Annotated in this window: 15 protein-coding genes; 2 read left to right on the top strand and 13 right to left on the bottom strand. The window is 65.9% G+C overall.

Going from position 1 to position 16,182, the window contains the following annotated elements; translation table 11 throughout:
- Positions 1–93: 93 nt before the first annotated feature.
- The 8 genes from DK847_RS17025 to DK847_RS16990 all read right to left on the bottom strand — a co-directional run bounded on the left by DK847_RS17025 (position 94) and on the right by DK847_RS16990 (position 7,934).
- Positions 94–1,206: a PQQ-dependent sugar dehydrogenase gene (locus DK847_RS17025; RefSeq protein WP_111199744.1), complete on the bottom strand. Its 1,113-nt coding sequence runs from the start codon at positions 1,204–1,206 to the stop codon at positions 94–96.
- Between the two features lie 57 nt (positions 1,207–1,263).
- Positions 1,264–1,914, bottom strand: coding sequence for an alpha/beta hydrolase (locus DK847_RS17020; RefSeq protein ID WP_111199743.1), 651 nt, complete (start codon positions 1,912–1,914; stop codon positions 1,264–1,266).
- Positions 1,911–3,113 (bottom strand): serine hydrolase domain-containing protein, encoded by a 1,203-nt coding sequence (locus DK847_RS17015; RefSeq protein WP_111199742.1) that lies wholly within the window; start codon positions 3,111–3,113, stop codon positions 1,911–1,913. Before DK847_RS17015 ends, DK847_RS17020 begins: the two co-directional genes overlap by 4 nt.
- A gap of 67 nt (positions 3,114–3,180) precedes the next feature.
- Entirely contained in the window at positions 3,181–4,215 is a 1,035-nt protein-coding gene (locus DK847_RS17010) for an ABC transporter substrate-binding protein (protein WP_111199741.1), read from the bottom strand.
- A 22-nt stretch (positions 4,216–4,237) separates the two neighbouring features.
- Positions 4,238–5,038 carry an ABC transporter permease gene (locus tag DK847_RS17005; RefSeq protein WP_111199740.1) on the bottom strand — a complete coding sequence of 267 codons (801 nt, stop codon included), beginning with the start codon at positions 5,036–5,038 and terminating at the stop codon, positions 4,238–4,240.
- Positions 5,031–5,957: an ABC transporter permease gene (locus DK847_RS17000; RefSeq protein WP_111199739.1), complete on the bottom strand. Its 927-nt coding sequence runs from the start codon at positions 5,955–5,957 to the stop codon at positions 5,031–5,033. Before DK847_RS17000 ends, DK847_RS17005 begins: the two co-directional genes overlap by 8 nt.
- A 2-nt stretch (positions 5,958–5,959) precedes the next feature.
- Complete coding sequence (locus tag DK847_RS16995) at positions 5,960–7,099, bottom strand: ABC transporter ATP-binding protein (RefSeq protein WP_111199738.1); 1,140 nt, start codon at positions 7,097–7,099, stop codon at positions 5,960–5,962.
- Between the two features lie 91 nt (positions 7,100–7,190).
- The gene (locus DK847_RS16990) at positions 7,191–7,934 is read right to left on the bottom strand and encodes an SDR family oxidoreductase (RefSeq protein WP_111199737.1); all 744 of its coding nucleotides are present in this window, start codon (positions 7,932–7,934) and stop codon (positions 7,191–7,193) included.
- A gap of 68 nt (positions 7,935–8,002) precedes the next feature.
- Between DK847_RS16990 and DK847_RS16985 the strand changes: the two genes are divergently transcribed.
- Together DK847_RS16985 and DK847_RS16980 are read left to right on the top strand one after the other, a co-directional pair.
- Positions 8,003–9,448: an amidase gene (locus DK847_RS16985; protein ID WP_111199736.1), complete on the top strand. Its 1,446-nt coding sequence runs from the start codon at positions 8,003–8,005 to the stop codon at positions 9,446–9,448.
- Positions 9,449–9,479: 31 nt separating this feature from the next.
- Positions 9,480–10,568 (top strand): site-2 protease family protein, encoded by a 1,089-nt coding sequence (locus DK847_RS16980; protein WP_111199735.1) that lies wholly within the window; start codon positions 9,480–9,482, stop codon positions 10,566–10,568.
- A 28-nt stretch (positions 10,569–10,596) separates the two neighbouring features.
- Here the strand turns inward: DK847_RS16980 and DK847_RS16975 are convergent, their stop codons facing one another.
- The 5 genes from DK847_RS16975 to DK847_RS16955 all read right to left on the bottom strand — a co-directional run bounded on the left by DK847_RS16975 (position 10,597) and on the right by DK847_RS16955 (position 16,180).
- Positions 10,597–11,655 (bottom strand): sulfotransferase, encoded by a 1,059-nt coding sequence (locus DK847_RS16975; protein ID WP_111199734.1) that lies wholly within the window; start codon positions 11,653–11,655, stop codon positions 10,597–10,599.
- An 85-nt stretch (positions 11,656–11,740) separates the two neighbouring features.
- Positions 11,741–13,033 (bottom strand): class I SAM-dependent methyltransferase, encoded by a 1,293-nt coding sequence (locus tag DK847_RS16970; protein WP_161957343.1) that lies wholly within the window; start codon positions 13,031–13,033, stop codon positions 11,741–11,743.
- Positions 13,026–13,697 (bottom strand): ATP-binding protein, encoded by a 672-nt coding sequence (locus DK847_RS16965; RefSeq protein ID WP_111199732.1) that lies wholly within the window; start codon positions 13,695–13,697, stop codon positions 13,026–13,028. The genes DK847_RS16970 and DK847_RS16965 overlap by 8 nt, the downstream gene beginning before the upstream one ends.
- The gene (locus DK847_RS16960) at positions 13,684–15,195 is read right to left on the bottom strand and encodes a nucleoside/nucleotide kinase family protein (protein ID WP_111199731.1); all 1,512 of its coding nucleotides are present in this window, start codon (positions 15,193–15,195) and stop codon (positions 13,684–13,686) included. The genes DK847_RS16965 and DK847_RS16960 overlap by 14 nt, the downstream gene beginning before the upstream one ends.
- The gene (locus tag DK847_RS16955; RefSeq protein WP_111199730.1) at positions 15,176–16,180 is read right to left on the bottom strand and encodes an SDR family NAD(P)-dependent oxidoreductase; all 1,005 of its coding nucleotides are present in this window, start codon (positions 16,178–16,180) and stop codon (positions 15,176–15,178) included. Before DK847_RS16955 ends, DK847_RS16960 begins: the two co-directional genes overlap by 20 nt.
- Between the last annotated feature and the right edge of the window lie 2 nt (positions 16,181–16,182).

Below are 16,182 nucleotides of genomic sequence, written 5' to 3'. Positions count from 1 at the left end.
TCATCATGGCCGGGCGCGTCCCGGCCATCCTTTTCGGTGACCGCGAAGAGGATGCCCGGACCAAGTCCGGGCATGATGAGGCTCAGAGATCGCTCACCCCGCAACCACCCGCATCACCCGCCCCTTCGGCGCCGCCTCATCCGTCAGCACGTAGAAGAACCCGTCCGGCCCCTGCCGCACGTCGCGAAAGCGGGCTTCGCCGTCGAAGAGCTTTTCCTCCTCGATGACCTTGTCGCCGTCGAGCTTCAGCCGCGCCACGTGCTTCAGCGCCAGGGCGCCGACGAAGAGATCGCCCTTCCAGTTCGAATAGCGGTCTCCGGTATAGAACACCATGCCCGAAGGACCGATGGAGGGCGTCCACACATGGACGGGCTGTTCCATGCCGGGCGTCTCGGTGAGGCCCTCCCCGATCGGCTCGCCGGAATACTCGCGGCTGTAGGTGATGACGGGCCAGCCGTAATTCCTTCCCGCTTCCGGATGGTTCAGTTCGTCGCCGCCCTTGGCGCCATGTTCCGTGGTCCACAGCCTGCCGGTCTCGGGATGGATGGTCGCGCCCTGCAGGTTGCGGTGGCCGATGGACCAGATTTCCGGAAGCCAGCCCGCCACCTTCGGATTGTCCGGCGGAATGCCGCCATCCTCGGTGATGCGGATGACCTTGCCGATGTGGTTGTCGGTCTGCTGCACCAGCGGACGCAGGTTCAGCCGGTCGCCGGTGGTGACGAAAAGCGCACCCGTCCTGTCGAAGGCGAGCCGGGAGCCGAAATGCGCGCCGCCCTTGTAGGCGGGTTGCTCCCGGAAAATGACCTTCACATCCGAGAGGCTGCGCAGGTCCTCCGACAGCCGCCCGCGCATCACGCTGGTTCCGTTCTTGCCCTCCTCGCGTGGCTCCGCGAAGGACAGGAAGACGAGGCGCGTCGTGGCGAAATTCGGGTGGAGGGCGATGTCCAGGAGCCCACCCTGCCCCCCGGCGGCAACCTCCGGCAAACCGCTGATGGGCTCCGACAACTTGCCGTCCGATGCGATGGTGCGGAGATTGCCCTTCCGCTCGGTGACGAGGATCGGGCCCTCCGGCAGGAAGGCGAAGGACCAGGGATGATCGAGGCCCTCGGCCACGGTCTCCAGCGTCACGTTCGACGAGGCGCGCGCAGCAAGTGGCGCGAGCGGGACGGCGAGCAGGCTGGCGAGAAGGCTTCGGCGGTCGATCATTGGGCACCCACTTTCAACTGAGCAGGCTTGTCTACGAAGCGGGCGGAATCATGGATGTCAGGTGGCCAGCGGAGCGAGCCCCGTTCGCAGTTTCGTGATCTCGTCGTCATTGATGCCGTGTGACGACCCCGGATAGATGCGCTCGGTGACGGCGGCCCCCATGCGGGTGAAGAGTTGTGTGGTCTCCTTCACGCGCGCCAGCGGAATGTGCGGGTCATGGTCCGAGCAGCCGAGGAAGATGGTGGCGCCCTCCAGCGAGCCCGCATAGTCGCGCGGCGTGCCCGGCGGGCCAATGGCGCCGCCGCTCAGCACGCCGACGAAGCCATAGGGCCGCGGGTTGCGCAGCACGGTTTCGCTGGTCAGGCAAGCGCCCTGGCTGAAGCCGGTGATGGCGAGCCTCTCCGGCGCAATGCCGGCGGCCAGAATGTCGGCGATGATCGCCGCCACGCGGTCCAGCGCGCGGGTGAGCCAGGGCTCGTTCGCCGCGGTGGGCGCCATGAAGCTCTGCGGATACCAAGTATAACGCTCGGCCTGCGGGGCGAGATAGCAGAGCTCCGGCTGGGCCACCACATCGGCAATCGGCAGCATGCTTTCGGCCGTGGCGCCACGGCCATGGATGAGCAGGACGATGCCCTTGGCGCGTGCCGGGGGCGCACCGGCGCGCGCCAGGGCGTGGCGTTCGATGACGGTGTCGAGTATGTGGCTCATGCGAGGTGCCTTCCGATGGCGTGCAGTGCGGCCTGCGTGGCGATATTGAAGGGCGTCGACAGGAAGTCGGGCCAGCTCGAAAGCTTGGCGGCAACGATCCCGTAATCCCAGTTCACATAGATCATCTGGCCGAAGACGCCGCGCGCATAGATCGACCGCGTGCGCGGGTCCTCGATCCACCACTTGTTGCGGTAGGAACCCTGCGGCAGCGATGGCGACGGCGGTGCTGCGGGATCATGGATGCCGCTGCGCGTCGCCTCCACCCAGTCGTGCGGGATGATGCCGCCGCCATTGTCGAGATAGAGCTGGCCCACCCGCGCATAGTCGCGCAGGCAGGCGTTGAAGCCGCCGTCGGCGAGCGAGCTTCCCACCGCATCCACGGTGAAACTGGCGCTCTGCTCGGCGCCCATGGGCTGCCAGAGTTCGTCCGAGACGATCTGGTAGAGGCGCTTTCCGGTGGCGCGTTCCATGCAGAATCCCAGCACTTCCGTCTCGATCGAGCGGTAGGAGAAGCGCTCGCCGTGGCGGCATTCGAGCTTGCCGAGGCCCAGAACCTGCTCGAAGACGTGGCGCGGCCAGCGGAAATTGGGACCGCTGCCCGGCGGCACGGGCTTCCAGCCGGAGGAGACATCGAGCTGGCCGATATCGGAATAGGGATCGGTATAGGTCTCGTCGAAGGTGACGCCGCTGCGCATGTCCAGCACGTGCTGCAGCGTCGCGCCGCGATAGGCAGTGTCGTTGAGTTCAGGGATATAGTGGGTGACGTGAGCTTTCACGTCGAGCAGGCCCTTGCCCACCAGCACGCCGGCGGTGGCGGCGGTGACCGATTTTGCCACCGACTGCGAGAGATGCAGCGTGCGCGGCGTCATGCCGTTGAAGTAGCGCTCATAGACGACGGCACCCTGCTTCAGAACGATGAAGCCATCGGTATAGGTTTCGTCGAGAAGGCCGGCGAGCGTGGTCGCAGCACCTTCCACCGAGGTGACGGGCAGCGCATCGAGGTCCTGCTCCTTGCGGGGCAGCTGTCTCACCGGGTCCTCGCCGCGCCAGACCTCCGCCGTGGGCAGGATCTGACGGATGTTCTGGAAGGCCCAGCGATTCCACGGCGGCCGGTCCCAGTCCTCGCGCGTCGGCACGAGCTGCGGCGGGGCGCCTTCCATGATCGGCGGGCGGGGATCGGAGTTGCGGTAGGAGGTCATGCGTTCACCCAAAAAGAAGAAGGGAGGCCGGAGCCTCCCTTCAGCATAGCACCGCGGCGCGCGCGGATCACTTCATCAGGTCGGTCCAGATCCGGGTGTAGAATTCCACGGCTTCGGGCGGGCAGGCCAGCGCGAAGGTGGACTTGGCCTGGAGGTCGGCCGGGATGGTGAGTTCCGGGGCGTCCTTCATGTCGGCCGGCATGAACTTCTCCGAGCCCGCGATGCCGTTGGCATAGCGTGCGAAGGCCGAGAGGCCCGCCGCATTCTCCGGGTCCATCACGAAGTTCTGGAAGAGCTTGGCGTTCTCGACGTTCTTGGCATCCTTCAGGACGGAGAGATTGTCCATCCAGACGGTGAAGCCTTCCTTCGGATAGCCGTACTTGATGTCCGGGTTCTGCAGGCGCTGGCGCAGCGCCGAGCCGTTCCAGTCGCTGGTGGCGAGATAGTCGCCCTTGGTCATCTTCTCGATCGTCGAGTATTCCATCGCGATCCAGTTCGGCTTGGCGGCGACCAGGGTGTCACGCGCCTTCTTCAGCACCTCCTTGTCGGTGGTACAGCGCGTGCCCCCGTTATAGGCGATGGCGGCATCGATCACGTCGGTCATTTCCGGAACGACGTTGACCTTGCCCTTGAGCTCGGCCGGCGTGTCGAACAGGATGCCCCAGGTGTTCACGTCACCCTGGTAGGCCTTGGTATTGACCGAAACACCCACCGTGCCCCACTGCCACGGCACCGAATAGTGGCGGCCGGGATCATAGGGAACGTCCGCCCAGCGCGGATCGACGTTCTTGAAATTCTCCATCTGGTCCGGCCGCGTCTCGAGCAGCAGGCCCTCGCTGATCCAGATCGGCATGAAGTTGGCCGAAGGCACCACCATGTCGAAGCCGTGGCCACCGGCGCGCACCTTGGCCAGTGCCGTGTCGTTCGAGTCGTAGTCGGTGATGGTGACCTTGACGTTGTACTTCTCTTCGAACTTCTTGATCACCTCGGGGCTGGTGTAGTTGCCCCAGTTATAGATGTTGAGCACGCCTTCGGCGAAGGCGGGCGCTGACATCGCCATCACCATGGCGGCGGCCAGCAGTGCTTTGGACTTGAAACTCATCGTTTGCTCCCTGTTTTCAATTTCACGTCTTTTTCCGGCTGATGAAGAAGAACATCGTCACCAGCAGAACCGAGATGCCGAGGAACACCGTGGAAATGGCGTTGATCTCCGGCGTGACCGAGCGCTTGAGCTGGCCCAGCATGTAGGTGGGCAGCGTTTCCTGCCCGGCGGATTTCACGAATTCGGTGATCACCACGTCGTCGAGCGAGATGACGAAGGCCAGCATGAAGCCGGCGAGGATGCCGGGCCAGAGCAGCGGCAGCGTCACCCGCCGGAAGGCGGCCCAGGGCGTGGCGTAGAGATCCGCCGCGGCGCGTTCCAGCGTCAGGTCCATGCCCTCGAGGCGGGCGCGGATCGGCATGTAGGCGAAGGGGATGCAGAAGGCGGTGTGCGCGGCGATGAGGTAGCCCAGGCCCGAATAGCCGGTCCAGATCTTGATGCGCGAGAAGACGATCAGCAGCGCCACGGCGGTGACGATCTCCGGCACCATGAGCGGCTGGTTGATGAAGGCATATTTGAAGGTGAGGCCGCGATAGGGAGCGGTGCGGGTGGTGGCGATCGCCGCCATGGTGGCCGTCACCGTGGCGATGGTGGCCGCGACGACGGCGATGACGGCGGAGCGGATGGTGGCCTCCTGCACCGCGGTGTTGTGCCAGGCCGACTGGAACCAGCGCAGCGAGAAGCCTTCCCAGACCGAGACATTGATGCCGGCATTGAAGGCATAGAACACCAGGGTCGCCACCGGCAGGTAGAGCACCGCGAAGCAGAGCAGCGCGATGAAGGGGAAGCCCGGCATCGCGCTGATGGAGAAGCCCCTAGACATGGCCGTGGCCCCCGCCCTTGGACGTGTTCCTGACATAGACGAGGAGGGCGAGCGTGACGATGATCATCAGCGTGATCGAGAGGGCGGAGCCCAGCGGCCAGTTGCGGCCCTGGCCGAACTGCAGGTCGATCAGGTTGCCGAGCATCATGTTCTTGCCGCCGCCCAGCACGCGCGGGATGACATAGGCGCCGAGCGAGGGGATGAAGACCAGGATGCAGCCCGCCACGATGCCGGGCTTGACCAGCGGGATGATGACGCGGCGCAGAACCTGGAAGCGGTTGGCATAGAGATCATAGCCCGCCTCGACGAGGCGGAAGTCGAGCTTCTCCATCGAGGCATAGAGCGGCAGCACCATCAGCGGCAGGTAGACATAGACCATGCCGAAGAGGATGGCCCAGTCGGTGAACATGATCTGGATCGGCTTGTCGATGAGACCCAGGCCCATCAGCGCCGAGTTGACGATGCCCTCGTTGCGGATCACCTCCTGCATCGCGAAGGTGCGGATGAGGATGTTGGTCCAGAAGGGAATGGTGATGAGGAAGAGCCAGAGATCGCGCTTCTCGGGCCTGCGGGTGGCGATGAAATAGGCAGTCGGGAAGCCGAAGAACAGTGCCGCGACAGTGGTGATGAAGGAGAGCTTCAGCGAGCGCCAGAAGATGTTGATGTTGGCCCAGGCGGGACCCAGCGTATCGTCGAACATGTCGCGCTCAAAGAGCACGTTGAACCAGCCGTCGAGCGAGAACTGCCAGTACTTCACGTCACCATAGTCGCCCTTGACCATGAAGGAGTAGAGCACGACGACGGCAAGCGGGCCGATGGCGGCGAAGAAGATGATGAGGAGTGCCGGCGCCGAGAGCAGCCAGCGCTTGCGGATGCTCTCGCGTTCGGCCCTGTCGGCCGCCTGCTGCGCGATGCCCATGCTCAGTCCCTCACCACCTGGGCCGAGTTGGGCTCCAGCGCCACGCCGACGGCATCGCCCACCGCATGGCCGGTGCCACCGCCATGCGAGTTCTGCTGGCGGATGATGAAGGTCTCGCCGCCGTCGAGCTTCACGTAATAGTGGGTGTCGGTGCCGAAATAGACCACGTTCTCCAGCCTGCCACGGAGATCGGCGGGGGCACCGGGCGCGACCAGGTCAGCGTGTTCCGGCCGCACCACCACGGTGATGGCGCCGGACGGGTTGAGACCCTCGGGCAGGCCCGCGGTGATGGTGGCGCCATCCGCCAGCCTGACTTCGGCGTGATGCCCCGAGACGCCGGTGACGTTTCCCTTGAGGAAGTTCGTCTCGCCGATGAAGTTGGCGACGAAGCGCACCGAGGGACGGTCATAGATTTCGCGCGGGGAGCCGATCTGCAGGATCTTGCCCTTGCTCATGACGGCGATACGGTCCGACATGGTGAGGGCTTCTTCCTGGTCATGCGTGACGAAGATGAAGGTGATGCCGGTTTCGTGCTGCAGCCGCTTCAGCTCGATCTGCATGTCCTTGCGGAGCTTGTAGTCGAGGGCCGAGAGCGGCTCGTCGAGGAGCAGCACCTTGGGCTGGGGTGCCAGCGCGCGGGCAAGTGCCACGCGCTGCTGCTGGCCGCCGGAGATCTGGCTGGTGCGGCGGTTGGCGAGTTCCTCCATGCGGACGAGCGACAGCATCTGCGACACGCGCTTGTCGATCTCGGCCCGGGGCTTGCCCAGCATCTCGAGGCCGAAGCCGATGTTCTGCGCCACCGTCATGTGGGGGAAGAGCGCGTAGGACTGGAACACGGTGTTGACCGGCCGCTTGTAGGGCGGCAGGGGGGCAATGTTCTCGCCGTAGAGGAGAATCTCGCCATCGGTGGGGAAGTCGAAGCCGGCGATCAGCCGGAGCAGCGTGGTCTTGCCGCAACCCGAGGGCCCGAGCAGCGTGAAGAACTCGTTCTGGCGGATCGAGACCGAGACATTGTCGAGAGCCTTGACGGCGTCGGGGCCTGCTCCGAATTGTTTGGTGACGCCCTTCGCCTCGATGGCGGTCTGGCCTGCTGCCAAGATATAGCTCCCTGTTCCGCGCTTTCCGGCGGTTACCGCTGCCATCCTAAGCCGGGAAAAGACCCTTTGCCAATGGCTTCGCGCTGCCCGTCACAATTGACGCAGCGGCGGCGCAGGGCACCCCGGCAAAAATCGCCTAGATCGACCAGCCGCCGTCGATGACGAAGGTCTGCCCGGTGACGAAGGCCGCCTCGTCGCTGGCGAGATAGACCACCAGCATGCCGATTTCCTCGGCCCGGGCCATGCGGCCCATCGGCTGGCGCGAAATGAAGGCCGATTTCGCCGCCTCGTAATCACCCGTGGCCTTGAGGCGCTCGGTCAGGGACGGGCTGTCGACCGTGCCGGGGCAGATGGCATTCACGCGGATGCCCTTCGAGGTGTAGTCCGCCGCCAGCGCCTTGGTCATGCCGATCACCGCGGCCTTGGTGGCGCCATAGACGAAGCGGTTCGGCACGCCCTTGATGGAGGAGGCGGCGGAAGCCATGTTGATGATGACGCCGTTGCCACGGGCGAGCCAGCCCGGCATGAAGGCCTTCATCATCCGGTAATGCGCCTTGACGTTGAGGTCGAAGGAGAAGTCCCAGGCCTTCTCGTCGGTCTCCATCAGGGTGCCGGCATGGACGTAGCCGGAGCAGTTGAACAGAATGTCCGGCGTGCCGACGCGCTTTGCCGCGGCGTCGACTTCGTCCTGCTTCAGCACATCGAGGGTGAAGGTCTCGATTCCTGCCTGCTCGGCGGCGAGCGTCTTCAGGGCTTCGGCATTGATGTCGGTGGCCCAGACCTTTGCCCCCTCCTTCGCCATGCAGATGGCGGCGGCGCGGCCGATGCCCTGGCCGGCGGAGGTGACGATCGCTGTCTTGCCGTGAAGCCTGCCGGCCATGGACTTCTCTCCCAATGTCCTGTTCTCTGTTGGCCGGAATCACTAGCGCCTCGACATGAGTTTTGTCCATGACCAACGATGACCTGTGCTACCTCCCCGCCCATGAGGCCCTGAAGCTGTTCAGGAAGCGCAAGCTCTCGCCCGTCGAGCTGACCAAGGCGCTGATCGCGCGGGCCGAGAAGGTGAACCCCAGGATCAACTGCCTGGCCGACCGCTACGCCGACGAGGCGGTGGCGCAGGCGCAGGCCTCGGAGGCGCGCTACATGAAGCGCGGGGCGAGGACCGGCGCGCTCGACGGCGTGCCGCTGTGCGTGAAAGATGCGCAGCGGCTGAAGGGCAAGCGCACGACCCATGGCTCGCTGATCTTCAAGGACTCGGTGGATGATCATTCGGACCCGATGATCGAGCGGCTCGAGAAGGCCGGTGCCGTCATCCTGGCGCGCACCACGACGCCGGAGTTCTGCCTCTCCGGCATCACCACCTCGCGGCTCTGGGGCGTCACGCGCAACCCGTGGAACACCGAGTGGGGGCCAGGCGGATCATCGGGCGGTTCGGGGGCCGCACTTGCCGCGGGCATCACCACGCTGGCGACGGGCACCGACATCGGCGGCTCGATCCGCATTCCCGCCGCGGCCTGCGGTGTCGTCGGCTACAAGCCGCCGCATGGGCGGAACCCGGACGGGCCGCCCGCCAATTTCGACCGCTTCAATCACTGCGGCCCGATGACGCGCAGCGTGGCCGATGCGGCGCTGATGCAGAACGTGACCTCGGGGCCCCACCCGCTCGACCATGACTCGCTGCGCGAGACGGTGGTGCTGCCGACAGAGGCACGATCAATCCGTGGACTGAGGATCGCCTGGTCGGTGGACCTCGGCTACGTGCCCGTCGAGCCCGCCGTGCGAAAGAACATGCTGAAGGCGCTCGAGGTGTTCAGGTCGCTGGGCGCCAGGGTGGAGGAAGTGGACCTCGGCTGGACCGGGGAGGTCGAGAAGAACGGGCTGCACTGGTACAACCTGATGCATTTCGGCCGGCAGACCATCTGGCACCTGAAAGACTCGAAGCACCTGATGACGGACTATGCCGTGAAGTTCGCCGAGGTGGCCGGCAAGCTGACGGGTGCCGACGACGTCCACAAGCCGTGGGAACAGGCGCACCGCATGTACCAGACGCTGGGGCCGGTGCTGGAACGCCACGACCTGTTCATCTGCCCCACCAACAACGCGCCATCGGTGAAGGCCGAGCACGATCCGTGGGACGGGAATTTCACGGTGGCGGGCCGCAAGGTCGACCCCGAGTATGGCTGGGTGATGACCCACCAGTTCAACATGCTGCACAATTGCCCGGTGCTCTCGCTGCCCTCGGGACATGCGGAAACGAGGGTTCCCACCGGCATCCAGCTGGTGGGACGGACATGGGACGATGTGAAGGTTTTCCGCGCTGGCCTGGCCTTCGAAAAGGCCGTCGGCGGCTGGTATGGCACAAGAAAGACCCGCCCCGGTTGTGATTTTTCTTGACATTTGAGGAAAAATTCCCTATACTGGGACCATGAACTGGGCACTCACCATCGGCTCCGTCGCAGGCACCAGGGTCAGGCTGCATGTCACCTTCCTGATCTTCCTCGCCTGGATCGGCATTGCGGATTATCTCGCCGGCGGCCCGTCCGCCGCGGCTGAATCGATTGTGTTCATCCTGCTCGTCTTCCTGTGCGTGACGCTGCACGAGTTCGGCCACATTGCCATGGCGAAGCGCTTCGGGGTCAACACGCCGCAGGTGATCCTGTCGCCCATCGGCGGCATTGCGGCCATGGAACGGATGCCGGAAAACCCGCGGCAGGAACTGCTCGTGGCCATTGCCGGACCGCTGGTCAACGTGGCGATCGCCCTTGCGCTGATGGCCGTGCTGGGGCTCGGCCCGCAGTTCATCGCCAGCTTCGACTTCGACCGCGCCACGCTGGCGGAGCGCCTGCTGCTGGTGAACGTGGTGCTGGTGCTGTTCAACCTGATCCCCGCCTTTCCGATGGATGGCGGCCGCGTGCTGCGCGCCGTGCTGGCCATGAACATGGCGCCGGTGCGCGCCACGGCGCTTGCCGCCCGCATCGGGCAGGCCTTCGCGCTGGCGTTCTTCGTGATGGGGCTGCTGTGGAACCCGATCCTGATGTTGGTCGGCGTCTTCATCTATTTCGCCGCGGCGGCGGAGGAGCAGCAGGCCGCCTTCACCGGCCTCGCCACCCGACTTTTCGTGCGTGACGCAATGGAGCCATCGCCGGTGGTGCTGGGCGAACACGATCCGGTGTCGCAGGCCATCGACGCCTTGCTGGCCTCGCCGCAGAAGGATTTTCCCGTGGTGGATGGAACGGGCCGCATCGTCGGGCTGCTCGACCGCGATGCGATGATCAGAGGCCTGCGCGAACGGGGTGCGGCGGTGCCGGTGGGCGAGGTGATGCGCGGCTGCGCACCACTGCTGCCGGGAGAACCGCTGGCGGAGGCCTATGCGGCGATGCGCGCGCGGGGAGCCGGCGCCGAGGTGGTGATGGATGCGGCAGGCCGCGTGATGGGCGTGCTGACGGCGGAGAACGTGGCCGAGATGATGCTGGTCGAAAGCGCCCGGCCGGGCTGGCTCAGCCGGCGCGGATAGGCAGGGGCGCCGGGGCGCGGAGCCTGGCTCAGGCGTCGCGGGCGTGGCGGGTTGCGGGCTGCAGCGGGGCCCCCGCAGGCGCGGCGGAGGGCGCCGGGAAGGGACGGATCACCGCACCTTCCTCCGGCAGCGCATAGCCATAGGGGCGAAGGTCGAGACCGGTGAGCTTCTGGAGGCGCTGGTTGCTGTGGCGGTATCGCTCTGCCATGGGTGCCACGCGGGCCAGCAGCCGCGCCTTGACATGCTCGTTGAGGGCGCGCGGCACCAGGAGGCCGAGGTATTTCTGCAGACCGAGATGCACCGCCTGGCCGACGCGGCGGCCGAGCAGCGACGGCGCGAAGCCATTGCCGCGCGAACTGCGGATCACCGGCGAGAGCAGGCGCAGGCCGACGGCGGTGAGGTAGTTCTGGCTGGCATTCTCCCGGCTTGCGGCAGCCAGCGCCTGGCGCGGCGGCTCCACCCCGGCGAAGCGGCAGATGCGGGCGACGAAGTCCTGCGGGGCCTTGCGCAGCATCTCGTAAGGCAGCACCAGCACGTTGCCGGCACCGAAGCGGCGGTGATAGGCCTCGACCAGCCGGTCATAGTCCCAGTAGCAGGGATCAAGGCCCGGGGCGCGGGCATCATGCTCCGGCGCGAGGAAGCCCGTGATGCTGCGCGGGCCGCCATATTTCAGGTATTGCATGTAGTTGGACAGGATCATGGCGCGCTGCTCGCGCACCACGATCAGCACCCGGGCATTGGGCAGCGTTTCGTGAAGACGATTGCATATGGCGGAACGGTCCATGCCGTTGGACATGGGGTGTCCGCTCAGCCGTTCGTTGCTGACGACGAGGCAGCGGCCCTCGGGAACGATTGCAGCGCCAACCGCCGAACGTGCCTGCGCGGCATCGAACTGATCCTCGCGCAGCATGTTGCCGTCGGCCGCGCGGTAGAATTCATAGGAGCCGAACTTGGCGCGCGACTTGCGCTTCTTCACGCTCTCCGGCGCCGCCGTCCAGAAGGGCATGTCTGGATTGGCGAAGAGATGAACCTGGAGCCATGAGGTTCCGGTCTTGTGCAGGCCAATGTGGATCAGCGGGGCGGTCATGGTCGGGGACCATCTTAGGCCAAGAGTTCGGGGGCCATAACGGACAAAATACGGATGCGACTACAGCCTCAGATGGCAGGCCGGGTCACGCCTTCGGCACGCTGCCGTACCACGACTCGTCCACGGTGATGACCTTTGCCCCGGGAGCGGTGCTGCGAATGAAGTCGTTCCACCGGCCATACCATCCATCCACCCAGCCAGCTTGCGCGTAGAGCTGAGCCAGTTGACGATGGCGCTTCTTGCGCCTGAGGCCCGCCTTGCTGGCGAGCTTGTAGAGCAGGCCCTTGTCGGGCTTCACGGCGATCTCATTGTCATGAAGCTGGCGCGACAGACGTTCCATGTCCGGCTTCAGGACAACGACCACCACCTTTTCCGCACAGGCGATGAGATCAAGCGCCTGGTCACGCGGATACTCCTGGCAACCGGTGGCGAAGGGCCGCAGGAAATCATAATGCAGCACCGCGCCCTCGAGATCATGCGGGGGAAGCGACGGTGTCGCGGTATGCTGCGTCTGGAGCAGCTGGCCTGCGCCCGTCATCGGCCAGTTGCGGCTGGACGACGGAAGCTCCGCAGCGAGCTCGGGTGGCAGCTGGCCATCGCCGATGCGCTTCAGGAACGTCGACTTGCCCGAAGAGGTGGGACCACTGACGATGACCAGCGTGCCGATGCGCCGCCGCGTGGCCACGACGATGAAGCGCTGCTTGTGCGAGGACGGCACGATTTCGATGCGCGAGAACAGTGCACGCTGGCTGCCGAGGATGCGCAGGACGGCGGCGGGCGTGAAGAAGTATTTCTGCACCTCACCCTGCGACTTGAAGGAGGGCACGCCACGGCCAATGAAAACCACCGGCAGCTTGCCAATGAGCTGCCGGGTGAGCGCGCCCACCCCCAGCTTCCTCGCGTCGCGGGGGTTGAGGGAGGCCACTTCCAGCACCAGCCGGTCACGCGTGGCCTCTGCCAGCTTGTGCAGCACGCCGATGGGATTGAACAGGTGGTGCAGCACGTTGAGACAGAGGACAATGTCGTAGCGCCGATCGAGCGCCTTGGTCTCGATATCGTCCATCACGAATTCGGCGTTGAGACCCTTGATCTCGGCCAGGGTGCGGGCTTGTCGAAGCTTGCCCGGATCAACCTCGAGACCTGTGGCGGCAGCGGCACCGCGTTCCAGCGCCTCGAAGCAGAAATACCCGAGGTAGCTCCCGATATCGAGCACGGTCTTGCCCGTGATGCCCCCGGCAAAGGCGATCTCGCAGACCTCCTTGCGGTCGGCGCCCGGCGTCGACAGGCCGTGCGGCAGCGTGATTTTCTGATACTTGAGGTCCTCCGCGGCGAGGAAGGCCTCGATCTCCGCCTTGCTCCACGTCCTGCCTTCAGCCATTGCCATGCTTTCCCTGCCGTTTCGCCGCCGCTTGCCGGATTTCGGAAACGGCGGCCATGACTTTCGCCGCACTCACCTCGACCGGATCGTGCCCCGAGAGTTCCAGCACCCTTCCGGCGGAATGATGGCGATAGAGGTCCATCAGCATGCCATAGAGAGCTTGCCCGGAAACGAGTCCCTGCCGCATCTCATCCTCCGGGCGCTTCTGCAGGCGGCTGTTGCCGCCGTTGCGGGCGATCAACCGCTCGGCGGCAAGAGCAGGCGGTGTATTGAGACAGACGATCAGGTCTGCCGCAGTCGGCGCAAGCGCCGCCACCAGACGGTCGAGCGCTGCCGGATCGTGGCTCCTGCGGTCGAGCAGCAGCGACCAGAGCTTCTGGATCATGCCCTGGTCGATGACCAGCGGGCCCGCGGCCTCACGTTCATAGAAGCGCAATTCCGCCGCGAGCCTGGTGAGGCGCCTGGCATCCATCGTCTCCAGCGGGCGGAGCGACAGCATGAAGGGCAACGCGGCGCGGTAGACGGCGAGGCGGCGGGGAAGCGGCAGCGGAGCGGGGTCGGTGTTGCGGGAGGTGGGCCAATGGGCGGGCAGCGCCCTTGTGATGGTGCTCTTGCCGGCGCCGGGCAGGCCGACGAATTCGATGACCGGGTTAGCGCGCAGCATGGGCCTGCCGCAGGATGCGCTGCCAGATGGTGCGCTTGACCGCGAGCATCACCTGGTCGAGCGGCTGGTCGGCATCGACCGACACGACGTCGACGCCGGCGAAGTCGAGTTCGCGCGTCAGGGCGCATTTGCGCGCGATGCTGGACAGGCTGTGATCGGGCTTGCGGGCATGCGCCACCTCGGGCGAGACGACGAGCTTGATGAGCAGGTCGGGCCTGAGCGTGGCGAGCCTGCGATAGCCCTCGCGTTCAGCCGCCGCCGCCCAGCCGAAGGAGGCGCCCTCCTGCAGGCGGGGGCCGTCATAGATGCCGTAGACCTGCATCTGCGGAAAGCGGTCGAGCACCACCATGCTGCCGCCCTCGGCCAGCCGGCGCGCCTGCGCAAGGGCGCGGCGCTTCGAGGAGGTGGCGGGAAGCTGGTGGAGGGCGAGCAGGCGGTCGAGGAATCCGGCAGGCTTGCGGGCGCGCGGCGCACCCTCCCCCTCCGGCGTCTTCGGCGTCTTCGGCTTCTTCGACTTCTTCGTCCTGGCCTTCACGGCATGGCGCAGCCGGTCGAGCAGGCGGGTGCTGCCCTGCCCCGAGCCCATGTAATAGCCATGCACATCGAGCTTGTAGCGCAGCCACTTGCGGATTGCCGCCGTCAGCGTCGACTTGCCCGAGCCATCGCTGCCGATGAAGGCGACGACCAGCCCCGGCCCCGCGGCGCGCTTGCCGGTGACGGTGGCAGGCCTGAGCTTGCGCAGCTCCTTGGCTGCCGTGGCCTTGAGGTTGAGGGCCGCGCCCCGCAGCCGGGCCTCGGCCCAGGGCATGCGGTGATGGTCCTTCAGCGCGGCGTAGACGGAGCGGCTGACGGCCAGAACCGCTTCATCCGTGGGCGGAGGATTGCCGGCGAGGGCTCCGACGGGGGCTGTGTCGAAGCCCGGCAGCAGTTCGCCCGCCAGCGTCTTGAGACGTGCGGCATCGGCGCGCGACAGGAGCCAGTCGAGCTCGGCGCGCACATGGTGCGGCAGCTTCAGCTTCCCCTTGCGCTTGGCGGGCGGCATCTTGGCCCACATGCGGACGATGAGGATCATCAGTTCCATCTCTGCCGTGGGCGTGGGCCATTCGGCATCGAGCGCATGATCGGTGTGGGCGAGCAGCGCCTCGCCCCACGGCAGGCGCAGGTGCTTGATGCGGCGCAGTCCGGTAACCAGCGCGAAATGCAGATGCACGTGGAGGAAGCGGCCCGTCGTCTCGTCCATCAGCAGCCAGTCCTCGACGTCCGGGTAGCTGCCCCAGGGCTGGCTGCGCATTTCGAGCGCGTTCTGTTCACGCAGGATGTTGCGCACCACCGCGCGCTGGGCGGGGTCGGCGTACATGTCGATGTCGGTCTGGCCGGAGAGCGCCTCGGCGAGGTGGCCGTTGCTCTTCCAGTGGACGAAGCGGATGCCCCTTGCCGTGAAGGCCCGGGCGAGGTCGCGGGCTGCCGCGAGCGGCGCCTCAGCGCTGGTAGTGGCCACGGTACCACTCCACGAAACGGCGGACGCCGGTGCGATAGTCGGTCGCCGGGCTGAAGCCGGTGAGCGACTTCAGCAGGCGCGAATCCGCCCAGGTGGCGGCAACGTCGCCTTTCTGCATCTCCATGTAGTTCCTGTGCGCAGGGATCCCCAGGGCCTGCTCCAGCGCGTCGATGAAGTCGAGGAGCTTCACCTTGTCGTTGTTGCCGATATTGACGACGCGGAACGGCGCCACGCCGGAGAGGCTGTCATGCGCGCCCACGGGCTCGCCATTCACCGGCACGGCATCGATGAGCAGCGCGATGGCGCGCACCAGGTCGTCGATGTAGGTGAAGTCGCGGTACATCTCCCCGCCATTGTAGATGTCGATGGGCTCCCCATCGAGGATGGCACGGGTGAACTTGAACAGCGCCATGTCCGGCCGGCCCCAGGGGCCATAGACGGTGAAGAAGCGCAAGCCCGTCATCGGCACGCCCCAGAGATGGGCATAGGAATGGGCCAGCGCCTCGCCCGCCTTCTTGGTGGCGGCATAGATGGTGAGCGGCTGGTCGGCCTTGTCGGTTTCCTCGAAGGGCATCTTGCTGTTGCCGCCATAGACCGAGGAGGTGGAGGCGAAGACGACATGCTTCACGCCGAGCTGGCGCGCCACCTCGATGACGTTGAAGGTGCCGGTGACATTGGTGTCGACATAGCTGCGCGGGTTCTCGAGGCTGTAGCGCACGCCGGCCTGGGCCGCGAGATGGACGATCACCTCCGGCCGGAAATCCTCCGCGGCGCGCGACAGGGCATCGAGGTCCTCGAGCCGCGCCAGCGTGGCGGAAAAGGCGTTGCTGCGCTGGAGCCGCGCCTGGCGGGCGTGCTTGAGGGTCACGTCGTAATAGTCGGTGAAGGCGTCGACGCCATGCACCAGCCAGCCTTCGGCGAGCAGCAGCTCGGCGAGGTGATACCCGATGAAGCCGGCCGTGCCGGTGATGAGGACCCTGCGCATCG

Origin of the sequence: Aestuariivirga litoralis, assembly GCF_003234965.1 — a bacterium.
Lineage (GTDB): Bacteria > Pseudomonadota > Alphaproteobacteria > Rhizobiales > Aestuariivirgaceae > Aestuariivirga > Aestuariivirga litoralis.
Note: the sequence above shows the minus strand (reverse complement) of the source record. Positions and strands in the feature narration are given on the sequence as shown.

Excerpts from the sequence above, each read along its gene's own strand:
- DK847_RS17025 (WP_111199744.1), bottom strand. The coding sequence starts at position 1,206 with ATGATCGACCGCCGAAGCCTTCTCGCCAGCCTGCTCGCCGTCCCGCTC.
- DK847_RS17020 (WP_111199743.1), bottom strand. The coding sequence starts at position 1,914 with ATGAGCCACATACTCGACACCGTCATCGAACGCCACGCCCTGGCGCGC.
- DK847_RS17015 (WP_111199742.1), bottom strand. The coding sequence starts at position 3,113 with ATGACCTCCTACCGCAACTCCGATCCCCGCCCGCCGATCATGGAAGGC.
- DK847_RS17010 (WP_111199741.1), bottom strand. The coding sequence starts at position 4,215 with ATGAGTTTCAAGTCCAAAGCACTGCTGGCCGCCGCCATGGTGATGGCG.
- DK847_RS17005 (WP_111199740.1), bottom strand. The coding sequence starts at position 5,038 with ATGTCTAGGGGCTTCTCCATCAGCGCGATGCCGGGCTTCCCCTTCATC.
- DK847_RS17000 (WP_111199739.1), bottom strand. The coding sequence starts at position 5,957 with ATGGGCATCGCGCAGCAGGCGGCCGACAGGGCCGAACGCGAGAGCATC.
- DK847_RS16995 (WP_111199738.1), bottom strand. The coding sequence starts at position 7,099 with ATGGCAGCGGTAACCGCCGGAAAGCGCGGAACAGGGAGCTATATCTTG.
- DK847_RS16990 (WP_111199737.1), bottom strand. The coding sequence starts at position 7,934 with ATGGCCGGCAGGCTTCACGGCAAGACAGCGATCGTCACCTCCGCCGGC.
- DK847_RS16985 (WP_111199736.1), top strand. The coding sequence starts at position 8,003 with ATGACCAACGATGACCTGTGCTACCTCCCCGCCCATGAGGCCCTGAAG.
- DK847_RS16980 (WP_111199735.1), top strand. The coding sequence starts at position 9,480 with ATGAACTGGGCACTCACCATCGGCTCCGTCGCAGGCACCAGGGTCAGG.
- DK847_RS16975 (WP_111199734.1), bottom strand. The coding sequence starts at position 11,655 with ATGACCGCCCCGCTGATCCACATTGGCCTGCACAAGACCGGAACCTCA.
- DK847_RS16970 (WP_161957343.1), bottom strand. The coding sequence starts at position 13,033 with ATGGCTGAAGGCAGGACGTGGAGCAAGGCGGAGATCGAGGCCTTCCTC.
- DK847_RS16965 (WP_111199732.1), bottom strand. The coding sequence starts at position 13,697 with ATGCTGCGCGCTAACCCGGTCATCGAATTCGTCGGCCTGCCCGGCGCC.
- DK847_RS16955 (WP_111199730.1), bottom strand. The coding sequence starts at position 16,180 with ATGCGCAGGGTCCTCATCACCGGCACGGCCGGCTTCATCGGGTATCAC.